The following is a 22,662-nucleotide window of genomic DNA, read 5'->3' on the forward strand; positions in this document are numbered from 1 at the left end:
GCGGGGCGCGGCGATACGCTGCGCATTTGCGCGACCACGACCCGCGTTGGAAAACCTCCCAAGGAGGAAGCCGCGGGGGTCTTGGTGCGATCTATGGGGAAAGTGCTGGGACGGTTGAGGCGACGGCTGTGTCAGGGGTGCGGCTGAAGGTGCGCGTAACGGCTGAGCCGGTCGCAGAAGCGGCCGAACATGCTGACACCGCTGTGCAGATTGTGGTGCTTTCCGTCGTTTTTCGCGCCGCGGAGCGATAAGCGCATACGGGCTGGGCCGGGTCTGCGGGCAGCAGCCAGTGGCGGTTCGAGACAAATGACAGGCGGTGCGTCATGCGGCCTGCTCCCTCGGAGGTGCGCGCGACATCGGCTTTTGCCCGCGACGGAAGATCTCGATGATGCGCATGGGTCCGCCGCAGCAGGGGCACGGTTCGCGCAGGGTGAGTGGTATGATCTCGGTGCTGCGTTCTGACGCGGCGGCCTTGTCCGGGCGCTGGACACATAGCAGGGCGCGGATCGTGGTGATGTTGGCCTTGCGGTCGCGCTGGCCAGTAATCCGTAGTGCCGGATGCGGTGGAACCCGTCGGGCAGAACATGGATCAGGAAGCGGCGAATGAACTCGGGCGTGGCCAGGCGCATGACCTTTTGGCGGTCGCCGGATTTGATGCGGTAGTCCTTCCAGCTGAAGGCGACAGTTTGGGCATCGGCGCTGACCAGGCGGGCGTTCGAGATTGCCACCCTGTGGGTGTATCGGCTCAGGTAAGCTAGCACGGCCTCGGGACCGCCGAAGGGTGGCTTGGCATAGACGACCCACTCGGATTTGCGGAATGGAGCGAGCCAGTCAGTGAAGGCATCAACCTGCGCCAACCGTTCGAGTTCGCCAAAGAAGACCAGTTTCCCGGTTCGGTGCAAATCCATCAGCCCTTCCAGAAACAGGCGCCGAAACAGCCGCGACAAAACTCGCACATGCAGGAAGAATCCCGGGCGGCAGGCGACCCACTTGGTGCCCTCAGGCGACAGGCCGCCGCCGGGGACGATCATGTGGATGTGCGGGTGGTGGGTGAGTGCCGAGCCCCAGGTGTGCAGCACGCTGGTCAAACCCACCCGCGCGCCCATGCGCTTGGGATCGGCCGAGATTGTCATCACCGTTTCGGCGGATGCCTTGAACAGCAGCCCATAGACCGCCTTCTTGTTCAGTAGGCGATCTGGGCGATCTCGGCCGGCATAGTGAAGACGACGTGGAAGTATTCCACGGGCAGCAGGTCCTCGGCGCGCGCCTCCATCCAGTCGCGCGCCGCGGGCCCCTGGCACTTGGGGCAGTGCCTGTTTTTACAGGAGTTATAGGCGATGTGATGGTGGCCGCACTTGGCACAGCCAGCCACATGCCCGCCGAGCGCCTCGGTTCGGCAGGCTTCAATCGCTGACATCACCTTCAACTGGGACAGGCTGACATGCCCCGCATTGGCCTGCCGCCACGCAGGACCAAGGGCTCGGAAGATGTCAGCGATCTCCAGTTTACGCCGGGGCATCCCGGCGTCTGGTCACTCCAGGCTTCGCTTCACCGTCTGATCCTGCAACTTGGCCAGCATCTCGTAGGGGCTGACGGTGTCGCGGATCGTCTTGGTGGCCACATGGGTGTATCGCGCGGTGGTCGTCAGCTTGGCGTGGCCGAGCAGCACTTGGATCACCCGCACGTCGGTGTTCGCCTCCAAAAGGTGGGTGGCAAAGCTGTGCCGCAAGGTGTGCAGGGTCGCGGGCCTCTTGACCCCGGCCATATGCTTGGCCGAGGTGAAGGCGCGGTTCAGCTGGCGCGGTGAGATCGGGTTGATCTTGGGCTTGCCCGGAAATAGCCAGCCTTCGGGACGTGCCTCGCGCCACCAGGCCCGCAACAATTCCAGTAATCCGGGCGATAGCATCACCTTGCGGTCCTTCTGACCCTTACCCAGTTCTACATGGATCAGCATCCGGTCGCTGTCGATGTCGCCGATCTTGAGGTTGCAGACCTCGGCGGCCCTCAGCCCGGCGCCATAGGAAATGCTGAGGGCGGCGCGATACTTGAGCCCAGGCCCGGGCGCTGCCATCAGGATGTCTGATACCTCTTCGACACTGAAGACCACGGGCAGTTTGCGCGGCTCCGTGCGGAATTGCATGTAGCGCTTCATCTCCTCCCGCCCGCAGGTCATACCGAAAAAGAAGCGCAGCGCCACGATGCGCGTGTTGAAGGTCGACGGGGTCACCCCGGTATCCGACATGTGGAGCTGATATGCGCGCAGGTCCTCTGGCGTCGCCGTGTCGGGTGATCGTCCGAGGAAAACGGCGAAATCCTTGATCGCACGGATGTGGGACTTCTGCGCCTTGTCCCCCATTCCACGGATGCGCATGTCTTCGATCATCCGCTGGCGCAGCGGGGTTACTTTCTCTTCTGTCATGGGAACCTCCTGTCTGATGATTGAGAAGACCCCAATCGTCAGGCAGGTCGGTCAAAACGCAAAATGCGCACCACTTTGGGGGCGTGTCACGCCATTAGCCAAATGCACCAATGCCGCGAAGCGGCTTCGTCCAAGGGCCGATCTCATCCAAAACTCAGGCGCACCACTATCCTGCAAGGAATTCAAAACGCCCCGAGCAGCAGAGCTGCTCGGGGCGTTCGGCTTATTTCTCATCTGTTCATGATGCCCAGCAGACAGCGCTGCGCCGCAACTTGATCCAACACACTGTCACGGCTGTTGAGGAAGTCCTGGAACAGGCTTCGCAACTCAATGAGCTTATTGCCGCGATCAGAATAGACCGGCGTTTCACGGGTTTCGCCGTGAGGGCCGAATTCGTCATACCCCGTTTCCTCGAAGCGGTCTTCGCTGCCGAGGCATTCGGCAGCAATACTGCGCTCCAGGATGTCCATGACGGAGTCGAAGCCGCCCTCGTCGGCCGCATCGAAGGGTTGGCGTTCTTTCAGGCGCCCGAGGCAGCGCGACACGAAAGCCACGTCTCTGGCATTGCCGCCGAGATGGAGCGACTTGGCCCGGTCGGCTACCTGACGGCCCAGAGCCACGGCCTGCGCAGCCAGATCATCCATGTCTTGTCTTTTGGAAAGTAAGTTCATAGTCGGGAATCCCCATAGTTGTTTGTCAATCGTTGGAGCGACCAGAATGGCAGCCCCTTCAAGACAGCCGGCCCTGACGGGGCCGACTTTGGTTGGGGAGATCACGCAACTTGCGAGATTATGTGCGATGTCTCGCAGCGAATGTCGCTGGTAGGATCATTTTCAGCGATCAGCTTCAGCAATGCGCCGAGCTTGTCCGAGAGCAGACAGCACTCAACGACAAACCCGGAAGCGGGGTTGATCTGGGCGAAAAGGCCGCTCTCGATCCGATCTGGATCACCAACATGCTCCAGGGTCAGCAACCGGTGGAAATCGACCAGCTGACTGCTTTGCGCCCGTGTCAGGCGCCGTGTGTGGCGCACGGCCTCACGCAGCAAAAATACGCGCGCACTGGCGGTCGGGCCGCCGAGCCTGTGGGCGGCCCTGGCCAACGCCGTCCCGTGATCGCGGAAAAATCCGCGCACATGCGCCAAGTTAGGGCAAGGCAGCTTGGTGAGTGTTTGGTAATAGGTCATGGGTTTCATCCCGGGGTTGCGCTGCACCAAAGCGGCAGCTTCAAGATGCCTGTCTCCTCCTTTCCCAAGGCAATCTGGCCAGACCCGTTGTAGCAGCAGCTGGGTCCGTTGGTCTGGCTCATATGAATGTGTGTTTGGGTTCCGCCGCACCGGAGTTTCCCGATCTGCGCGGCCTCACAAGAGGGCCCGCGCAAGATCTGGAAATCGGGTGAGGTGGGGCGTCGTCCTACGACCCACGCTCTTTGTCTTGTCCTCGTTTGGACGAACCTCAGTATTGCATCGCCTTGCGCCATGCATGTGCAAGCCGGGCGCTATCCGGACCCGCCCGATGTGGAGGGGGACGGCGTTCGAGTGTTTCGTAAAGCATGTCGAGCGCCATTCCGGAAAAGATCGCGAATGAAATCCGATGGTAATCCTCGACGGGTAGTATCGTGGCGCGACTGCTCGCTTTCATCAATCGAAACAGCCAACGCGCCTCGAACTCCGGCGCATCCGACACCAGCACGCGATCTCTCAGGTGCTCAAACAGATCATCCACGACGGCGAAGGCAACTGGTGCCTCTTGAAGATCCTCCAGCGCGATGCCGTGAACCGCGGCGCTCTGAGGCGCCCAGTCAGCAAGATCCCAGCCCGGTGCAGGCCGGATCAACGTGCTCCAGGTCTGTACTTCGCCGTTTTTCAACCATGACAGACCAACTTCGATTGGCCAGCTCTCTCGCGACAGGCTCGACGCTTCGAAGTCCAGGGTGGCGAACCTCTCCATGTCTGCATCTGGTTGCATTGCTGATCTTCCTCGAAAATGTGATGTGCCAGTGTCACGTTTGCACGTTACCCAGACGCTATCCGCATCTCACCGCAGATTCCGTATCTGAGCGCTCTCACAAAAGGAGCCGCACAAGAACCGGGCATCTTGTGAATTATGAGACATTGAATATGGCTGATTTAGATGCTGCGGCTTTGAGTGCCCGCAGCCACCGGCCCAATTTTTTACCGACTGGAAGCGATGGACACTGCGATATTTTCAACTGATCATGACCTCAGCGCCGCAGCCCGGGGTCATTCCGCAAATTTTGGCCGAAATATTTCATTCGGCCAAAATCGTTCTAATTCGGGATGTTAGCACCACGTGGCAAAACTGGCCCCGCTTCGTGGCAAACCAAAACAGCGGTTTTGGCATAACTACGCCCGTCCCGATACTTGCCACCCGCATCACAGTCATCCGCATTTTGAGAATCCGCATGATCCGCAGGTCATACAGCCTTCAAGCATGCGCATTTCAAAGCTACCACAAGATGAGCATGTCTTGCCCTTCTTTGGCGTCCCGATTGATACGATATCGGCTTTGGGGTCCGATTTCAGGCCCATGCCTTCGCCTTCGATAAACCCGATCGCTATCAGATGGCGTTCAATAACGCCGCCAATCGCGGCAAGAATGGATGGAATATATTTCCCTCCAACCCAAGCACCACCGCGCGGGTCAAATACGGCTTTCAACTCCTCGACCACAAAGCTGACATCACCACCGCGACGGAACACTGCCGAGATCATCCGCGTCAACGCGACTGTCCAGGCGAAATGCTCCATGTTTTTCGAATTGATGAACACTTCGAACGGGCGGCGGTTGTCGGAAATGATGATGTCATTGATCGTGATATAAAGCGCGTGCTCAGACCCCGGCCATTTTACCTTGTAGGTTGCGCCTTCCAGCGAAGACGGCCTGTCCAGCGGTTCGGTCAGATACACCACTTCGGCGCCTTCATCGACCTTGGTCGACGTCTCGGCGCTAGAGCTGACAGTCAGAACCGATCCGGTCACGTCATTGGGGCGGTAGGTCGTGCAGCCTTTACAGCCCTGATCCCAAGCGGCCATATAGACCTCTTTGAAATCCTCAAAGCTGATGTCTTCGGGGCAGTTGATGGTTTTGGAAATGCTGCTATCGATCCATTTTTGCGCGGCGGCCTGCATGCGCACATGGTCAAGCGGGGCCAAGGTTTGCGCGTTGACAAAATGGTCGGGCAGCGGCGCATCGCCGTGCAATTCGCGCCACATGCGCACGGCGTAATCAACGACTTCCTCTTCGGTGCGCGACCCATCTTTTTGCAGCACTTTTCGGGTATAGGCATAGGCAAATACCGGCTCGATCCCGCTGGACACATTGCCCGCATAAAGACTGATCGTGCCCGTTGGTGCAACTGAGGTCAGCAAAGCGTTGCGGATACCATGGGTGCGAATGGCCTCGCGTACGTCATCATCCATCGCCATCATGTTGCCCGAGGCAAGATATTTCTCGGCGTCAAACAGCGGGAAAGGCCCCTTTTCGCGGGCCAGATCAACACTGGCCAAATAGGCGGCGCGGGCGATTGCTTTCATCCATACTTCGGCCTGCTTGGCCGCCTGTTCGGACCCATAGCGCAAACCCAGCATCAGCAAAGCATCGGCCAGACCGGTAACGCCAAGGCCGATCCGGCGCTTGTTGCGGGCTTCTTCGGCCTGTTGCGGCAAGGGAAAGCGGCTGGCATCAACCACGTTGTCCATCATCCGCACAGCAGTTGCGACCAGTTTGTCCAAGGCATCCGGGTCAAGTTCGGCATCCGCCTCGAACGGTTTGGTCACCAGCCGTGCAAGGTTGACTGAGCCTAGCAAACACGCACCATAGGGCGGCAAGGGTTGCTCACCACAGGGGTTGGTGGCGGCAATGGTTTCGCAATAGTTCAGGTTGTTGGCGTTGTTGATCCGGTCAATGAAAATCACGCCGGGTTCCGCAAACTCAAAGGTGTTGCGCATGATTTTGTTCCACAAATCACGTGCTTGCACCGTGCGGAAGACCTTGCCGCCAAAGACCAGATCCCACGGCGCATCGGCTTTGACCGCATCCATGAACGGGTCAGAAATCAGCACTGAAAGGTTGAACATGCGCAAGCGCGCGGGGTCTTTTTTCGCCTCGATAAACGCCTCGACATCGGGGTGATCGCAGCGCATGGTTGCCATCATAGCACCGCGTCGGCTGCCCGCCGACATGATCGTGCGGCACATCGCATCCCACACATCCATAAACGACAGCGGCCCCGAGGCATCGGCAGCCACGCCCTTTACCTCGGCCCCGCGCGGACGAATTGTGCTAAAATCATAGCCAATTCCGCCACCTTGCTGCATCGTCAGCGCGGCCTCTTTCAGCATCTCGAAAATTCCGCCCATGTCATCAGGCACCGTGCCCATGACAAAGCAGTTGAACAGCGTGACCGAGCGGTCGGTACCCGCGCCCGCAATAATCCGGCCTGCGGGCAGGTATTTGAAGTCCTGCAAAGCATCGTAAAACGCTGGCTCCCACTGTGCCGGTTTGGCCTCGGTTGCCGCAAGTGCGCGGGCAATGCGACGCCAGGTGTCCTCAACCGAGCCATCAATCGGCGTGCCATCTTGGGTTTTCAGACGGTATTTCATATCCCAGATAGACTCGGCAATTGGGGCGGAAAATCGGGACATTGATCGGTCCTTTGGGTAGAATGGTGGATATATTGGGGGTGCTTTCGCGCGAGGCCACAAAATAGAGCAGGAATGAGCAGAGGTCAACGCAGGCTTGGCCTTGTCTGGGCCGCGCAACGGGTTAAATTTAGGGCAACCTAGGGGGAATCGTGAGCAACACCGTAAATCTATTGAAACTCTGCGTTGGTACCGAAACCGTCGAAGATCTGGCATCCTGGCAAATTTCGCGGCGCAACCACTGGCCAGACCAAAAGCCGCGCCACATTACCCGCATGTGGCCCAAGCGCGAGGCCGAACTGCTGAATGGCGGGTCGCTTTATTGGGTGGTCAAAGGCGTGATATTGGCACGTCAGCGGATCACGGCATTAGAGGAACAGCGCGGAGAAGACGGTATCTTGCGCTGCGCCCTCGTGCTTGACCCCGAAATTTTCCGTACAGAACCGGCCCCTCGCCGCGCCTTTCAGGGCTGGCGTTATCTGACTCCCGAGGACGCACCGCGCGACCTGCCCAAAACCCGCCACACCGAAGAAGCCCTGCCCCCCGAACTGGCCCGCGCCTTGGCCGATATTGGCCTTAGGTAGGCTACCGGCACAGACGCAGCGGGGCGCGCCCCGCTGCCCGGCCCAACCTTGAGGAAATGGGCCTGCCCATTGACGAATGGCGGGAGAGGCCCCTTACAGCTTGGCCTGCACCCCAAGTTTCTCCGACAACTCTTCTAAAACCGCTCTTGTCTGCGGGTCCCACTCGGCCGAGCGCGCCGCAAACAGCGTGGCTTGGCTTGCATGGATCAGCCCGTCCGACAGGATTTTTAGGTGGTTCGCCCGCAGCGTTTCCCCCGAGGATGTAATATCGGCAATCGCCTCGGCCGTCAGGTTTTTCACAGTGCCCTCGGTCGCACCCTGACTATCAACCAGCTGATAATCGGCGACATCTTGATCGGTCAAAAACTCTCGCACCAAGCGGTGATATTTCGTCGCAATCCGCAAACGGAACCCATGCGTTTTGCGAAAGGCAGCCGCCGCTGCATCCAGATCATCAACCGTGTCCACGTCGATCCATGCCACAGGCACCGCGATAATCAGATCGGCATGGCCAAAGCCAAGTTGCGCCACCTCGGCCACCTGCACCGACCAATCGGCCAGTTTGTCGCGCACAAGATCCGACCCTGTTACGCCCAAATGGATGCGCCCAGCGGCCAGCTCACGCGGAATTTCTCCGGCAGAAAGCAAAACAAGTTCAACGCCTTGTACACCCTCGACCGCACCCGCATATTCGCGGTCCGACCCAGAGCGCGCCATAGTGACGCCGCGTTCGCCAAACCAGTCAAAGGTCTTTTCCATTAACCGCCCTTTGGACGGCACCCCGATTTTCAGGCTCATTTCGCGCCCTCCCGCAGTTCGGCAACCATCGCCGGCCGGATTACGCCACCCACTGCGGGGATAGAGCGCCCCTGCCCCAGCACCGCCGTCAGCGCGTCATAGCGCCCGCCCGAGGCCACAGGTGGCACATCGCCAGCCCCATGAAAGCTGAACACAAAGCCGTCGTAATACTCCATCGAGGTCCGCCCGTGGCTCGCCTCAAACGCAAGGTTCGACGTGTCGATCCCATGGCTTTCCAGTGCCTCCAACCGCCGCGCAAAACGGTCAACCGCAGGCTCAATCGCGGGCAGCATCGCCGTGATGCCGCACAAATGGGCCAATGCCGCCTTGGCTGGTGCTTGCAGCGTCAACAAATCATAAAGCAGCGCCGCTTCGGGGGCCGCCAGCGCGGGTGTTTGTGCATCTTCGACCAAACTGGCTACACGGGCTGAAACCTCTGCAGCCGAGCGCATGCCAGTCATAGGGCCAGCCGCCGCGATCAGCGCATCAGGCGTATCGGCCCCCAGCCGCGCCAACAAATCGACACGCGCCTGCGGCACCGCAGCCCGTCCCGAAAACCGGTCCAGCAATTTGCGAAACCGTGCTGGCCGCCAGATATGGCGCAACAGCGCGGCCTTGCGCCGGTCAGAGGTCGAAAGCCCGTTCACGGCCGCCATCAGAATACCAATATCACCCGTTGCCGACCGCAGGCCCAACGGTGCCAATAACCCGTGAAACAACGCAAACAGCTCGGCATCGGCCGCCTCGGGGGCTGTCCGGTCAAACAGCTCAAACCCGACTTGCAAGTACTCGCTGGCGCGCGGGCCAAGGTGGTCTTGCTTGCGGTACACTTCGCCGATGTAGCAATAGCGTGCAGGCTCGGCCCCGCCATTCATATGCGCCTGCACAACCGGCACGGTAAAATCAGGCCGCAGCATCATTTCGCCGCGCAACGGGTCGCTGGTCACATAGGCCCGCCCGCGAATATCCTCGCCATACAGGTCCAGCAAGGTTTCGGCAGGTAGCAGCGTGTCGGCCTCAACCGCCTCGGCGCCCGCCGCCTTGAATGCCGCGAACAGCGTTTCCGCCTCGGCCCGAATTTTAGCGCGACAGGTCATTGTGCCAACATCTTTTTCACTTCAGCCACCAGATCGGCCAGCGGAATTTCAACCTGCGCGGGGCGGTCTTTCCATTCCTCTAGCGTGGCGTTTTCAGCGATTTTCGCGCCAAGGATCAGGTCTTTCAGCACCACGACCCCTTTGGCCGCCTCATCCCCGCCTTGGATCACCGCAATCGGGCTGCCGCGTTTATCGGCGTATTTCAACTGGTTGCCAAAGTTTTTGGGGTTGCCCAGATACATTTCCGCGCGAATACCCGCTTGGCGCAGCTGGCCGACCATGGCCATGTAATCGGCCATGCGGTCACGGTCCATCACGGTGACCACAACGGGGCCGAGCGCCTGTTCGCCCGCCCGCCCCTTGGCGCGCAACGCGGCCAGCAGACGGTCAACACCGATAGAAACACCCGTCGCCGGCACGGCCTGACCAGTAAACCGCTTGACCAAATCATCATAGCGCCCGCCGCCCGCAACCGAGCCAAACTGCCGCTTGCGACCCTTTTCATCAAGGATTTCAAAGGTCAGCTCGGCCTCATACACGGGGCCAGTATAGTAACCAAGGCCGCGCACGACCGAGGGGTCGATTAGAATCCGATCTGATTCATAGCCTTGTGCTTCTAGAAGCGTCGCAATTGTTTCCAGCTCGTCAACTCCTTCGCATCCGCTAACAGAAGCTGAAACAAGGTTCCTCAGAACATGCAAGGATGCTGCATTCCGGAGCGCATTTGTTGCTTTGGCATTTGGGTTTATCCCTTTGATAAAGCCCTCAGCGGCGTCATGAGTAATGCCGATCAAGCTCAGCAGGTCTGTATCCCTCGGATCGAGTTCTTTGATAAGCTTTCCCTCAAATGACCGTATTTTACGATCAATCTCTGACGATGCATCAACAAAGCCCATAACGACATCGACCTGCTGGTCACCAAGCCCCGCGCCTTTGGTGAAATCGCCTGACTCATCCTTTCGCCCTGCCCCCAGTAGCGCGCGCACGCCGTCCGCGCCCAAGCGATCCAGCTTATCAATCGCGCGCAGCACAATGCCGCGCTCGGCCTCTTTGTCGTCACCAGACAGGCCCGCAACCTCCAGCACGCCGTTCAGCACCTTGCGGTTGTTGACGCGGATGATGTAATCGCCGCGTTCAATTCCAACCACTTCCAAAGCATCGGACAGCATGGCGCATATTTCGGCATCTGCCGCGACCGATGGTGCGCCCACGGTATCGGCATCGCATTGGTAAAACTGACGGAAACGGCCCGGACCAGGCTTTTCATTGCGCCAGACGGGGCCATAAGCATAGCGACGATAGGGGGTCGGCAAGTCGTTGCGAAATTGCGCGGCAACACGGGCCAAGGGTGCTGTCAGGTCATAGCGCAGGGCCAGCCAGTCTTTATCCTCATCCTGCCAGCCGAACACGCCTTCATTCGGGCGGTCAACATCGGGCAGAAATTTGCCCAGCGCCTCGACCGTTTCAACGGCGCTGGTTTCCAACGGGTCAAACCCATAGCGTTCATACACATCAGAGATTTTCGCCAGCATATCGCGGCGCTCAATCACATCGGCCCCGAAATAATCACGAAAGCCTTTGGGCGTTTCGGCGCGCGGTTTGCGGGGTTGTTTTTCTTTGGCCATCGGGAAACCCTTTGCAGCTAATGCCCGCGCGGTGTAGCGGATGGTGCGGGGCGCGGCAAGCAAGGGATGACCATTATGACCGACAGAATGGATGCAATCGAAGAACGCGTGGCACATCTGACCCGCACCGTCGAGGATTTGTCGGATATTGTCGCCCGTCAGGCCGATGAAATCGACCGCCTGACCCGCCGCATGGCGATGATGGTCGACCGCATGGCCGCGCCCGATGAAGGTGGCGCCGTGTTCACCGATCAACGCCCGCCGCATTGGTAAAGCGCAGCGCGCAGTTTCCCCCTGTAATCGGATCGCGCAGGGACTTGCCTTTTGCTATACGGGGTGATCGCTTGGGGCAAAAGAGCTCAGGCATATGACCCCTATCCAAATCGGCAAGACCCGTATTGAACCACTCGCGCTTGCCGCGACCCTTATGCTTGGCTTGATTGGCGGGGTGGCAGGCAAGCTGCTTGGCCTGCCGTTGGGCTATTTGCTCGGATCTTTGCTGGCTGTGGCAAGTTGGGCCATCGCTGGTAAGCGCGTGTTGGGCCAAGCGATACACATGCCACAACCGCTTAGGATGTCCTTTATTCCAATCGTTGGTGTGGGAATCGGTGGGGCATTCACGCCGACTGTTTTCCACGATGCGGCGGGATGGTGGCCGAGCATCATGGCCTTGCTGATATTTGTACCACTAGCGCATTTTACGGGATACAGGATTTATCGCTCCGGGGGGCTGACGTCGGCGACCGCCTATTTTGGTGCGGTTCCAGGCGGATTGATTGAATCTGTGACAATGGGCGAAGAGGCAGGGGCCGATGTGGCACTTTTGGTGCTTATCCAGTTCTTGCGACTGATTTTGACGATTGTTTTTGTGCCTATCATGTTCTTGGTTTTGACGGGGCATAGTGTGGGATCTTCGGCGGGTGTTGTGATGACGGGGGCTGGCACCCCATTGGAACCATTGGATGTTTTGGCGTTGGTTACCGCAGGGCTTGGCGGGTATTTTGCGGGCAGTGCTTTGCGTTTTCCTGCGGCGATCATGACCGGGCCACTGGCGGCCTCGGCTATCGCGCATTTAACCGGCCTTACCGATGCTGTTCCCCCGACTTGGATGATATCGATGACACAGGTGGTCGTTGGAACCGGGCTTGGGGCGCGGTTTGCAGGTATGGCCTCGACCACGCTCCGCCGCGGGTTCGGTCTAGCGGTATTGTCGACTGCGGCCTCTTTGACGATTGCTTTTGGATTTGCCGAATTGCTGCATTGGGCAATGGAAATGCCGATTTCAGCAATATTTCTGGCCTTTGCCCCGGGTGGCATTACAGAAATGAGCCTGATCGCGCTTAGTCTGCATGTCAGCGTGGTGTTTGTGACCTTGCACCACGTTGTCCGTATTGTCGTTTCTATCAGTGTTGCGCGGTTTTTTTGGAGGCGCATTTCGACAGGCAGTACATGATGCAGCCGAAGGTTGGGGGCTGTCTGCCCCCAAATCACTTTGCGTTGCAAAGTGAACCCCCGAGGATATTTTCAGATAGATGATGGGGACAGGCTGTCGCTTTACATATCCTCGACCATCACGACACCGGTCATCGCCTTGAGCGCGCCTTTTACTTGCGGGGTGACGGGGTATTCGCGTGGCAGCTCTAGATCAATCTCTTGCCCTGTGGCATCATCCGGCACGCAAATTGTGACCGCGCCGCGATTGCGCCCCCCGTCTTTCAGCACGCGTTCCAAAAGCGCGGCGACTGACGCTGCAGCCTCGACCTTATCGATATGAATGCGCAAGGCATTGCCGCCCGCCTCGGCTGCGACCGAGTCAATGGGTTGAGCGGCGCGGGCCAGGAGTTTGAGTGTTTCACCTTCGAGCGTTGCCTCGACCGTGAGTACCACGTTCATACCCGGCTCCAACACATCGCGCGCGGCCTCAAGCGTATCCGAAAACACGGTAACTTCATAAAGACCTGTCGGATCAGACAGTTGCACGAAGGCAAAGCGATTGCCGCGGGCGGATTTGCGTTCTTGTTTCGAACTGACAGAGCCTGCGATTTTGGCCACCATTGCGCCGCCTTCAGCGCGTGCTGTGATCTCGGCCAGTGTTGCGACGCCTTTGCGTTTCAGCGGTGCCATGTAATCATCCAGCGGATGGCCCGAGAGGTAAAAGCCGATAGCCTTGTGTTCTTCGGTCAGGCGTTCCACCGGCAACCAGTCATCGCGCGAGCCGAGGCGCGGTTCGGGCACATCCTCACCCGCCTCGCCAAACAGACTGACCTGATTGGAGTTTTTCGCCTCATGAATCGCGGCGGAATAGGCGGCAAGGCCATCAAGCGCCTCAAACACGCGGGCACGGTTTTTGTCGAGCGTGTCAAACGCACCCGCGCGTGCAAGCATTTCCAGTGGGCGTTTGCCCACCCGTTTCAGATCAACCCGCCGGGCGAAATCGAACAAAGTTGTAAAGGGTTTTTCGCCCTGATCGGTTTGGCGGGCGGCAACGATCAGTTTCATCGCCTCAACGCCCACGTTTTTCAACGCGCCCAGCGCATAGACCAGCGCGCCATCGCGTACTGTAAACATCGCCAGCGACGCATTGACCGACGGCGCGATGGTTTTGATGCCCAGCTTGTCGACTTCGCGCTTATAGACCGCCAGCTTGTCGGTCAGGTGGATATCGCAGTTCATCACGCCGGCCATGAATTCAACAGGGTAATTCGCCTTGAGATAGCCGGTTTGATAGCTAACCACGGCATAGGCCGCCGCGTGGGATTTGTTGAACCCATAGTTGGCGAATTTTTCTAGCAGGTCGAAGACTTCACCAGCCTTTTTTGCATCTACGTTGTGGGTTTTCTTGGCGCCTTCGATGAATTTGGGGCGCTCTTTGGCCATTTCTTCGGCGATCTTTTTACCCATCGCACGGCGCAGCAAATCGGCGCCGCCAAGGCTGTAGCCCGCCATAACCTGCGCGATCTGCATAACCTGTTCTTGGTAAACGATAATCCCTTGGGTTTCGGCCAGCAGATGGTCAATCGTGGGGTGCACGGATTCAATCTCGCGCAGACCGTTTTTCACCTCGCAGTAGACCGGAATGTTTTCCATCGGGCCGGGGCGATACAGCGCCACCAGCGCCACGATATCTTCGATACAGGTGGGTTTCATGCGCCGCAGCGCATCCATCATGCCTGTACTTTCCACCTGAAACACCGCCACCGTCTTGGCCGCGGCGTAGAGTTGATAGGTTTTTTCGTCATCCAGCGGAATCAGCGAAATATCCAGATCTACCCCACGCAACCGCAGCAAGTTCAGCGCAGATTCGATCACGGTAAGGGTTTTCAGGCCCAAGAAGTCGAACTTAACCAACCCCGCCGCCTCGACCCATTTCATGTTGAACTGGGTCGCGGGCATGTCGGATTTCGGATCTTGGTACAAAGGCACCAATTCATCCAGCGGGCGGTCACCGATCACCACCCCTGCCGCGTGGGTAGAGGCGTTGCGCAACAGGCCTTCTACCTGCTGGCCGTAATCCAGCAAACGACCGACGACTTCCTCTTTCGCCGCCTCACGCAAGCGCGGCTCATCCGCCAGCGCCTTGGTGATCGACACTGGCTTCACCCCTTCAACAGGGATCATTTTCGACAGGCGGTCCACCTGCATGTATGACATCTGCAAAACGCGGCCCACATCGCGCACAGCTGCTTTGGACAGCAGCGCACCAAAGGTGATAATCTGCCCCACCTTATCACGGCCATACTTGCCTTGAACGTATTGAATAACCTCCTCACGCCGGTCCATGCAAAAATCGATATCAAAGTCAGGCATGGATACGCGTTCAGGGTTAAGAAAGCGTTCAAACAGCAAGGAATAGCGCAGCGGGTCCAGATCGGTGATCGTCAGCGCATAGGCCACCAACGACCCCGCCCCCGAACCCCGCCCCGGACCAACCGGAATGCCGTGATCTTTGGCCCATTTGATAAAGTCGGCAACGATCAGGAAATAACCGGGAAACTTCATCCCGATGATGATATCCAGCTCGAAATCCAGCCGTTTCTGATACTCTTCCACACTGACGGCATGCGGAATGATTGCCAGCCGCGCTTGCAGGCCTTCGTTGGCCTGACGGCGCAGCTCATTTACCTCATCATCGGCAAATTTCGGCAAGATCGGCGGGTGTTTGGCCACTTTGAACGCGCAACGACGCGCAATTTCAACGGTGTTTTCAATCGCCTCCGGCAAGTCGGCGAACAGGGTCACCATTTCGGCTTCGGTCTTGAAATAATGCTGCGGCGTCAGGCGGCGGCGCGGTTGGCTCTGGTCAACATAGGCCCCCTCGGCGATGCAGATCAGCGCGTCATGCGCCTCATACATCGACGCTTTGGGGAAATAGACGTCATTCGTGGCAACCAAAGGCAGGGCCATTTCATAGGCCAGCTCGACAAAGCCGCGCTCGGTGCAGCGTTCGGCCTCGGTCAACTGGCCTCCTGCGCCGGGGTGGCGTTGCAATTCCACATACAGCCGGTCCGAAAACGCACCTGCAAGCTGTTCCAGCAACGCCCGCGCTTTGGGCATTTGTGCGGTTTGCAAAAGCTTGCCCACGGGCCCTTCTGCTCCGCCAGTCAGGCAGATCAAACCCTCGGAATGCGCCTTCAGTTGCGCCACCGTCACCTGCGGCAGTTGCCCCGCATTGCCAACATAAAGGCAGGTGTTCAGCTTCATCAGGTTCATGTAGCCGGCCTGATTTTGCGCGAGCAATACAACCGGTGCGGGCAAGCGCGGCTTTTCGCCCGGCTGCGGCGGATCATAGGCCAGACTGACCTGGCATCCGACAATCGGTTGTACCCCTGCCCCGGCAGCCAGCGTCGAAAACTCCAACGCCGCGAACATGTTGTTGGTGTCCGTTACCGCAACGGCGGGGCTCTCTCGCTCAACGCAAAGTTTGATAAGCGATTTCAACGGTACCGCGCCTTCCAGCAAGGAATACTCGGTATGGGTGCGCAGGTGGATGAATCGGGGTGCTGACATAGCCAGACATTAACCCAAGGCCGCTCCAAAGGGAAAGGGCGCACCAACATCGTTGCGCCCAAATATCCCGCGCCAACGCCTGATTTTCAATCAAAGCCGAACAGTGCTGCAAACTTAGTTAGAAAAAATAGATTTGCTATTTTGCCGCACCCAAGCTTTGATAGGAGTTAAGACAAGGGCGCGTGGCCTGCTTTACGCCGCATCGGGCGGGCACGCAAAGGCCTTGGACGCAAAGACCGCGGCGGATTATTACATGACGGATATAGCGTTTCACCTGAACGGAACGCCGGTTTGCCTGACGGATGTGCCGCCAACGCAAACCCTGCTGGACTGGCTGCGCGAAGAACGCAGATTGACCGGCACAAAAGAGGGCTGCAACGAAGGCGATTGCGGTGCCTGCACTGTAATGGTCACCGATAGCGACGGGCCAAAGGCGATGAATGCCTGCATCCTGTTCATGCCGCAACTCATCGGCAAATCGGTACGCACTGTCGAAGGCCTTGTCGCCCCCGATGGCACTCCGCATCCGGTTCAAACGGCAATGGTCACACATCACGGCTCGCAATGCGGCTTCTGCACCCCCGGCTTTGTGGTTTCCATGGCCGCAGCACATACCAAGGGCCGCAAGGATCATGACACAGTGCTGGCAGGCAATCTTTGCCGCTGCACCGGCTACGTCCCGATCATCCGCGCAGCCAAAGCAGCTGAATCTGCTCCCGTGCCACTATGGCTGCAAAACGAATCCACACCCGCTTTCTTTTCGGCCCAAATATCCTCGGGGGGTGCGGGGGGCAGACAGCCCCCCGCCGCCAGCCACCCGACCACCGCTGATGATCTCGCGCAAGCCTACGTCGCCACACCCAATGCCACACTGATTGCCGGCGCTACTGACATCGGCCTTTGGGTCACCAAACAACTGCGCGATCTTGGCCCCGTGATCTTTTTGGGCGGCATCGAGGAGTTGAAAACCATTGAACCCAAGGGCGACAGCTTGCGCATCGGCGCTGGGGTGACAATCAACCACCTGATGCAGGCTGTGGCCCAAAGCCTTCCGTCCTTGGCCGAAATGCTGCGCCGCTATGCCAGCGACCAGATCCGCAACGCAGCCACCATCGGCGGCAATATCGCCAATGGCTCGCCTATTGGCGACGGGCCGCCTGCGCTGATCGCTTTGGGGGCCGTACTGCACCTTCGCCAAGGCGACACGCGCCGCGAGATGCCGCTGGAAAACTTCTTTCTTGATTACCGCAAACAAGACCGCCTTCCCGGCGAATTCGTCGAGGCGGTCCAGTTTTCCACAAAGGCCCCCAACCTGCGCTGTTACAAACTGTCCAAGCGCTTTGATCAAGATATCTCGGCCGTGTGCGGCTGCTTTAATGTGACCATCGAAAACGGCAAGGTTCGTGCGGCCCGCCTTGCCTTTGGCGGCATGGCAGGCATCCCGAAACGGGCAGCCAAGGCCGAGGCGGCGCTTGTTGGCCAGGCCTGGACCCTGGAAACGGTAACCGCTGCCCGCGATGCAATGCAGGCCGATTTCGCCCCGATGAGCGATATGCGCGCCTCGGCGCAGTATCGCAGCGCGGCGGCAGGAAATATGCTGCTGCGCTATTTCCATGATCTTGCCGGAACACCTGTAAACCTGCTGGAGGTGGAAGCATGAGCATCGGCAACGCCCTTCCACATGATGCGGCCCCTCTGCACGTCACTGGTGCCGCGCGCTATGTCGATGACATCCCGCTGCCGCAAGGCGCTCTGCATCTGGCCTTTGGTCTGTCAACGATCGCACATGGTGATATCACATCCCTAGACCTTTCCGCCGTCCGTGCGGCCAAAGGTGTAGTTGCGGTTTATGCAGCGTCTGATTTCGCCGAGATGCCCGATTGCTCGCCGTCAACGCATGATGAACCGCTTTTGGCCATGGGCCGCGTGCACTACATCGGCCAGCCAGTGTTTTTGGTGGTGGCGACCAGCCATCTTGCCGCCCGCAAAGCCGCGCGCCTGGCCAAAATCGACTACGCCCCTCTGCCGGCAGTTCTTACCGTTGATGACGCACTGGCTGCCAATTCGCGGTTTGAAAGCGGCCCTGTCATTTGGGCCAAAGGCGATGCCGCCACAGCCCTTGCCCGCGCCCTGCGCGTGGTTGAAGGCGAATTGGAGGTTGGCGGCCAAGAGCATTTTTATCTTGAGGGCCAAATTGCTGCCGCCATCCCGCAAGAGGGCGGGGATATGTTGATCCATTCCTCGACCCAGCATCCGACCGAAATCCAGCACAAGGTGGCCCATGCGCTGCATGTGCCGATGCATGCGGTACGGGTGGAAACGCGGCGCATGGGGGGCGGGTTTGGCGGTAAGGAAAGCCAAGGCAATGCGCTGGCGATTGCCTGTGCGATTGCCGCGCGCGACACGGGCCGCCCGTGCAAAATGCGCTATGACCGCGACGATGACATGATGATCACCGGCAAGCGCCATGATCTGCGCATCCGCTATCGCGCCGGGTTTGATGACACGGGGCGCGTAACGGCGGTTGCGTTTACCCATCTGTTCCGCTGCGGTTGGGCGCTTGACCTGTCGATCCCTGTGGCCGATCGCGCGATGTTGCATTCGGACAATTGCTATCACCTGACCGATGTGCGGATCGAAAGTCACCGTTTGCGCACCAATACCCAAAGTGCCACCGCCTTTCGCGGCTTTGGTGGCCCGCAAGGTATGGTGGGAATTGAACGGGTGATGGATCATATCGCCAGTGATCTGGGATTGGACCCGCTGGCAGTGCGCCGTGTGAATTTTTATGCCGGGATGGTGGCCAAGGCTGGGGGGGCGCTGCCCCCCCAGACCCCCCTGAGGTATTTGGACCAAGATGAAGGGGCACGGGCAGTTCAGACCACCCCCTATCATATGCCTGTTACGGATTTCATCGCGGATACGCTGGTTTCTGCTTTGGAAGAAAGTTCGGGCTATGCCGCGCGGCGGGCAGCCATTGCCAAGTGGAATGCGACCAGCCCAGTTTTGAAACGCGGGATCGCCTTAACACCGGTGAAGTTCGGGATATCTTTTACCCTTACACATTTGAATCAGGCTGGCGCTTTGGTGCATGTCTATCAGGATGGGTCTGTTCATCTGAACCATGGCGGCACGGAAATGGGGCAAGGCCTGTTCCAAAAGGTGGCCCAAGTCGCCGCCGCTGTGTTTGGTGTTGATATAGAGGCTGTCAAAATCACTGCGACCGATACTGCCAAAGTGCCGAATACCAGTGCGACCGCCGCGTCTTCGGGATCGGATTTGAACGGTATGGCGGCACAGGCAGCTTGTGTGACAATCCGCGACAGGATGGCCGCATTCTTGGCCGAGCGGCATCAGGCGCAAGCGCAGGATGTGCGGTTTGTTGCGGGGCGCGTAAACGTGGGCGACGCAGATTACAGCTTTGCCGAAGCGGCGGCGCTGGCCTATGCAGGGCGTATCTCACTGTCCTCGACCGGATTTTATGCCACGCCCAAGATTACCTGGGACCGCGCGGCGGGCAAGGGACGGCCGTTCTTGTACTTTGCCTATGGGGCCGCTGTGACCGAGGTGGTGATCGATACCCTGACCGGCGAAAACCGCATTCTGCGCGCAGATGTGTTGCATGACACAGGCGCAAGCCTGAACCCGGCCTTGGACATCGGGCAGATCGAAGGCGCCTATGTCCAAGGGGCTGGCTGGCTGACGATGGAGGAATTGGTTTGGGATGATAAGGGCGCGTTGCGAACCCATGCGCCCAGCACCTATAAAATTCCGGCCTGTTCCGACCGCCCGCCGGTTTTCAACGTTTCCCTGTGGGGCCATGACAACCCCGAGGCAACCGTAGGCAGGTCCAAGGCCGTGGGAGAGCCGCCTTTTATGTTGGGAATTTCAGCATTTATGGCCTTGTCGGATGCCGTCGCCGCCTGTGGTGATGGAACGCGATATGTGGCACTTGACGCGCCTGCGACGCCGGAACGCATTTTGGCCGCCGTACAAAGGCAGCGCGATGTTTGATCTGGCCGCAGTCAAGGCCGCGATCAAGGCACAAAGGCGCATAGCGCGGGTCGCCATCGCGGCGGTTGCAGGGTCTTCACCACGCGAAGTCGGGGCTGCCATGCTGGTTTGGCCGCAAGGGCAATCGGGCACAATTGGCGGTGGAGCGCTGGAATTTCAGGCGATGCAAACCGCGCGTGAAATGTTGGCAAACGGGCCGTCGCAACGGCTGACCCGAGAGGCCTTGGGGCCAAAGTTGGGCCAATGCTGCGGTGGCACTGTCACCCTGCTGACCGAAGTGTTCGATGCGGGCACCCTGCCCACGGCGGATGTGTTTGCGCGGTCCTTGGATGGCCGCCCGATGCCTTTGGCCGTGAAGCGGCTGCTGGCGCAGGCAAGGGGGCAAGGTAAGCGCCCTGCCCCAGCGCTCATTCAAGGATGGATGGTGGAACCGATTGCACACCCCACGCGGCAGGTTTGGGTTTGGGGGGCAGGGCATGTCGGGCGTGCGATAGTAGGCATGTTGGCCCCCCTGCCCGATTTTGCAATCGCTTGGGTTGATGTGGCTGCGGACCGATTTCCGCAGGACATCCCGGAAGGTGTGACAGCCTTGCCCACAGCAGCGCCCGAAGTTTTGATGCCCCACGCGCCCCTAGACGCCGAGCACCTGATCCTAACCTATTCGCACGCGCTTGACCTTGCACTATGCCATGCGGCATTGACCCGCGGCTTTTCCCGCTGCGGGCTTATCGGATCAAAAACCAAATGGGCGCGGTTTCGCAAACGTCTCGCAGCGCTTGGCCACGCGCCGAGCGAAATATCCCGCATCGACTGCCCGATTGGCGATACGGGTTTAGGAAAACACCCGCAAGCGATTGCCATCGGGGTCGCGTCACAGCTACTAAAACTAACAACAGGCGCGTCACGACAGGAGAAGGCGATATGACAAACGAGCTTTTGCGCATCAGCGGCGTGACCAAGGCCTATCCGGGGGTGATTGCCAATTCGGATGTGTCCTTTTCCATTGCCAAAGGCGAGATTCATGCGCTCTTGGGCGAAAACGGCGCAGGCAAATCGACGCTTGTCAAAATGATCTATGGGTTGGTGAAACCCGACAGCGGCACGTTGCATCTGCACGGCCAGCCTTATGCGCCCACCCGCCCCAGTGCCGCACGCAATGCAGGCGTGGCAATGGTGTTCCAGCATTTCAGCCTGTTTGAGGCACTGAATGTGGCCGAGAACGTAGCGCTTGGTATGGAAAATCCGCCGCCGATGCGCGCATTGGCGCAGAAAATCCGCGCGGTGTCTGAAGATTATGGCCTGCCGCTGGACCCTTCGCGCATGGTGGGTGATTTGTCGGCGGGTGAACGGCAACGTGTTGAGATTATCCGCTGTTTGCTGCAAGACCCCAAGCTGCTGATTATGGATGAACCGACCAGCGTTCTGACCCCGCAAGAGGTCGAGATTCTGTTCCAGACCCTGCGCCAGCTCTCGGCCGAGGGCACCGCGATTTTGTACATCAGCCATAAGCTGGAAGAAATTCGGGCGCTATGTGACGAGGCGACGATTTTGCGCCGGGGCAAAGTGGTTGGGACTTGTACCCCGCGCGATGTATCGGCGCGGGATATGGCGGAAATGATGGTCGGGGCAGTGCTAACGCCACCAGCGCGTGCCGCGCGCAAAGATTGGGGCGACCCACAAGCCGCATTGGAAGTGTCTGGCCTAAGCTTGGCATCGCCGATACCGTTCGGCACCTCTTTGAAAGATATCAGCTTTTCGGTGCAGCGCGGTGAAATTCTGGGCATTGCAGGCGTGGCAGGAAATGGGCAAGACGAATTGTTGCTGGCATTGTCAGGCGAGTTGCGATCCGCGCCAGACATGGTGAAATGTCACGGCAAACCGATTGGTGAAGCCCCACCGAATGCGCGCCGCGCGATGGGCTTTGTCGCCGCCCCCGAGGACAGGCTGGGCCATGCCGCAGCCCCGGATATGAGCCTTGTGGAAAACGCCTTGCTATCAGGGGCAGTGCGCAAAGATCTAACCCGCAACGGCTTTATCGACTGGGCAAAAACCAAGGTCTGGGCCGAGGAGGTGGTGGCGCAATATGACGTCCGCACCCCCGGCACCTGGGTCGCGGCGCGGGCACTTTCGGGGGGCAACTTGCAAAAATTCCTGATGGGACGAGAGTTGAGCCAAGCCCCGGAAGTGGTGATCATCAACCAGCCCACATGGGGCGTGGATGCAGCCGCCGCAGCCTTTATCCGGCAAGAAATATTAAACCGCGCACAAGATGGTGCTGCCGTAGTGGTGATTTCGCAAGATCTGGATGACTTGCTTGAGGTTTCGGACCGATTTGCCGCGCTGAACGAAGGGCGTCTGACGCCCACACGACCGACCGAAGGGCTGACGGTAGATGAAATTGGCCTGATGATGGGCGGCGCGCATGGCATGGAGGTAGCGCATCATGGGTAGCTTT

The 22,662-nt window shown here is 59.0% G+C and carries 17 protein-coding genes and 1 pseudogene; 8 read left to right on the forward strand and 10 right to left on the reverse strand.

The window, feature by feature from the left end; genetic code table 11:
- Positions 1 to 251 (forward strand): hypothetical protein (locus AKU79_RS19805; protein ID WP_231580200.1); only part of this gene is annotated, 251 nt, incomplete at its 5' end.
- 70 nt (positions 252 to 321) lie between these two features.
- On the opposite strand, the pseudogene AKU79_RS14230 reads toward AKU79_RS19805, so the two are convergent.
- From AKU79_RS14230 to AKU79_RS14255, 6 genes and pseudogenes are all read right to left on the reverse strand, one after another.
- Positions 322 to 1,519: pseudogene (locus tag AKU79_RS14230) on the reverse strand (IS91 family transposase).
- A gap of 12 nt (positions 1,520 to 1,531) precedes the next feature.
- Complete coding sequence (locus AKU79_RS14235; protein WP_050521776.1) at positions 1,532 to 2,419, reverse strand: tyrosine-type recombinase/integrase; 888 nt, start codon at positions 2,417 to 2,419, stop codon at positions 1,532 to 1,534.
- 230 nt (positions 2,420 to 2,649) lie between these two features.
- A complete protein-coding gene (locus tag AKU79_RS14240) occupies positions 2,650 to 3,063 on the reverse strand; it encodes a hypothetical protein (protein WP_050524259.1) in 414 nt (137 codons plus the stop codon).
- A 128-nt stretch (positions 3,064 to 3,191) separates the two neighbouring features.
- A complete protein-coding gene (locus AKU79_RS14245) occupies positions 3,192 to 3,614 on the reverse strand; it encodes a hypothetical protein (protein WP_197087345.1) in 423 nt (140 codons plus the stop codon).
- Between the two features lie 259 nt (positions 3,615 to 3,873).
- Positions 3,874 to 4,386: a 3'-5' exonuclease gene (locus AKU79_RS14250; RefSeq protein ID WP_050524261.1), complete on the reverse strand. Its 513-nt coding sequence runs from the start codon at positions 4,384 to 4,386 to the stop codon at positions 3,874 to 3,876.
- Positions 4,387 to 4,820: 434 nt separating this feature from the next.
- A complete protein-coding gene (locus AKU79_RS14255; RefSeq protein ID WP_050524262.1) occupies positions 4,821 to 7,085 on the reverse strand; it encodes an adenosylcobalamin-dependent ribonucleoside-diphosphate reductase in 2,265 nt (754 codons plus the stop codon).
- Positions 7,086 to 7,234: 149 nt separating this feature from the next.
- Here AKU79_RS14255 and AKU79_RS14260 point away from each other — a divergent pair, with 149 nt between their 5' ends.
- On the forward strand, positions 7,235 to 7,666 hold the full coding sequence (locus tag AKU79_RS14260; RefSeq protein WP_050524263.1) for a DUF1489 family protein: 432 nt from the start codon (positions 7,235 to 7,237) through the stop codon (positions 7,664 to 7,666).
- A 93-nt stretch (positions 7,667 to 7,759) separates the two neighbouring features.
- Here AKU79_RS14260 and hisG read toward each other — a convergent pair whose 3' ends face one another.
- Genes hisG through hisS form a run of 3 tightly spaced genes read right to left on the reverse strand, consistent with a single transcriptional unit; the run spans position 7,760 to position 11,186 of the window.
- Positions 7,760 to 8,464: an ATP phosphoribosyltransferase gene (gene hisG / locus AKU79_RS14265; protein ID WP_050524264.1), complete on the reverse strand. Its 705-nt coding sequence runs from the start codon at positions 8,462 to 8,464 to the stop codon at positions 7,760 to 7,762.
- Positions 8,461 to 9,561 (reverse strand): ATP phosphoribosyltransferase regulatory subunit, encoded by a 1,101-nt coding sequence (locus tag AKU79_RS14270; protein WP_050524265.1) that lies wholly within the window; start codon positions 9,559 to 9,561, stop codon positions 8,461 to 8,463. Before AKU79_RS14270 ends, hisG begins: the two co-directional genes overlap by 4 nt.
- Positions 9,558 to 11,186, reverse strand: coding sequence for a histidine--tRNA ligase (gene hisS / locus AKU79_RS14275; protein WP_050524266.1), 1,629 nt, complete (start codon positions 11,184 to 11,186; stop codon positions 9,558 to 9,560). Before hisS ends, AKU79_RS14270 begins: the two co-directional genes overlap by 4 nt.
- Positions 11,187 to 11,261: 75 nt before the next feature.
- Between hisS and AKU79_RS14280 the strand changes: the two genes are divergently transcribed.
- Both AKU79_RS14280 and AKU79_RS14285 read left to right on the forward strand, forming a co-directional pair.
- Complete coding sequence (locus tag AKU79_RS14280) at positions 11,262 to 11,459, forward strand: SlyX family protein (RefSeq protein ID WP_197087347.1); 198 nt, start codon at positions 11,262 to 11,264, stop codon at positions 11,457 to 11,459.
- A 94-nt stretch (positions 11,460 to 11,553) separates the two neighbouring features.
- The gene (locus AKU79_RS14285) at positions 11,554 to 12,639 is read left to right on the forward strand and encodes an AbrB family transcriptional regulator (protein WP_050524267.1); all 1,086 of its coding nucleotides are present in this window, start codon (positions 11,554 to 11,556) and stop codon (positions 12,637 to 12,639) included.
- Positions 12,640 to 12,740: 101 nt separating this feature from the next.
- On the opposite strand, the gene dnaE is transcribed toward AKU79_RS14285, so the two are convergent.
- Entirely contained in the window at positions 12,741 to 16,193 is a 3,453-nt protein-coding gene (dnaE, locus tag AKU79_RS14290) for a DNA polymerase III subunit alpha (protein ID WP_050524268.1), read from the reverse strand.
- A 253-nt stretch (positions 16,194 to 16,446) separates the two neighbouring features.
- Between dnaE and xdhA the strand changes: the two genes are divergently transcribed.
- Genes xdhA through AKU79_RS14310 form a run of 4 tightly spaced genes read left to right on the forward strand, consistent with a single transcriptional unit; the run spans position 16,447 to position 22,658 of the window.
- On the forward strand, positions 16,447 to 17,853 hold the full coding sequence (gene xdhA / locus AKU79_RS14295) for a xanthine dehydrogenase small subunit (protein WP_050524399.1): 1,407 nt from the start codon (positions 16,447 to 16,449) through the stop codon (positions 17,851 to 17,853).
- The gene (xdhB, locus tag AKU79_RS14300) at positions 17,850 to 20,207 is read left to right on the forward strand and encodes a xanthine dehydrogenase molybdopterin binding subunit (RefSeq protein ID WP_050524269.1); all 2,358 of its coding nucleotides are present in this window, start codon (positions 17,850 to 17,852) and stop codon (positions 20,205 to 20,207) included. The genes xdhA and xdhB overlap by 4 nt, the downstream gene beginning before the upstream one ends.
- A complete protein-coding gene (gene xdhC / locus AKU79_RS14305) occupies positions 20,200 to 21,132 on the forward strand; it encodes a xanthine dehydrogenase accessory protein XdhC (RefSeq protein WP_050524270.1) in 933 nt (310 codons plus the stop codon). Before xdhB ends, xdhC begins: the two co-directional genes overlap by 8 nt.
- The gene (locus AKU79_RS14310) at positions 21,129 to 22,658 is read left to right on the forward strand and encodes an ABC transporter ATP-binding protein (protein WP_050524271.1); all 1,530 of its coding nucleotides are present in this window, start codon (positions 21,129 to 21,131) and stop codon (positions 22,656 to 22,658) included. Before xdhC ends, AKU79_RS14310 begins: the two co-directional genes overlap by 4 nt.
- Positions 22,659 to 22,662 lie beyond the last annotated feature (4 nt).

This window comes from Pseudorhodobacter wandonensis (assembly GCF_001202035.1).
Lineage (GTDB): Bacteria > Pseudomonadota > Alphaproteobacteria > Rhodobacterales > Rhodobacteraceae > Pseudorhodobacter > Pseudorhodobacter wandonensis.

Bases quoted from the DNA above. Each gene is read 5' to 3' on its own strand.
- AKU79_RS14235 (WP_050521776.1), bottom strand. From the start codon at position 2,419: ATGACAGAAGAGAAAGTAACCCCGCTGCGCCAGCGGATGATCGAAGAC.
- AKU79_RS14240 (WP_050524259.1), bottom strand. From the start codon at position 3,063: ATGGATGATCTGGCTGCGCAGGCCGTGGCTCTGGGCCGTCAGGTAGCC.
- AKU79_RS14245 (WP_197087345.1), bottom strand. From the start codon at position 3,614: ATGAAACCCATGACCTATTACCAAACACTCACCAAGCTGCCTTGCCCT.
- AKU79_RS14250 (WP_050524261.1), bottom strand. From the start codon at position 4,386: ATGCAACCAGATGCAGACATGGAGAGGTTCGCCACCCTGGACTTCGAA.
- AKU79_RS14255 (WP_050524262.1), bottom strand. From the start codon at position 7,085: ATGTCCCGATTTTCCGCCCCAATTGCCGAGTCTATCTGGGATATGAAA.
- hisG (WP_050524264.1), bottom strand. From the start codon at position 8,464: ATGAGCCTGAAAATCGGGGTGCCGTCCAAAGGGCGGTTAATGGAAAAG.
- AKU79_RS14270 (WP_050524265.1), bottom strand. From the start codon at position 9,561: ATGACCTGTCGCGCTAAAATTCGGGCCGAGGCGGAAACGCTGTTCGCG.
- hisS (WP_050524266.1), bottom strand. From the start codon at position 11,186: ATGGCCAAAGAAAAACAACCCCGCAAACCGCGCGCCGAAACGCCCAAA.
- AKU79_RS14280 (WP_197087347.1), top strand. From the start codon at position 11,262: ATGACCGACAGAATGGATGCAATCGAAGAACGCGTGGCACATCTGACC.
- AKU79_RS14285 (WP_050524267.1), top strand. From the start codon at position 11,554: ATGACCCCTATCCAAATCGGCAAGACCCGTATTGAACCACTCGCGCTT.
- dnaE (WP_050524268.1), bottom strand. From the start codon at position 16,193: ATGTCAGCACCCCGATTCATCCACCTGCGCACCCATACCGAGTATTCC.
- xdhA (WP_050524399.1), top strand. From the start codon at position 16,447: ATGACGGATATAGCGTTTCACCTGAACGGAACGCCGGTTTGCCTGACG.
- xdhB (WP_050524269.1), top strand. From the start codon at position 17,850: ATGAGCATCGGCAACGCCCTTCCACATGATGCGGCCCCTCTGCACGTC.
- xdhC (WP_050524270.1), top strand. From the start codon at position 20,200: ATGTTTGATCTGGCCGCAGTCAAGGCCGCGATCAAGGCACAAAGGCGC.
- AKU79_RS14310 (WP_050524271.1), top strand. From the start codon at position 21,129: ATGACAAACGAGCTTTTGCGCATCAGCGGCGTGACCAAGGCCTATCCG.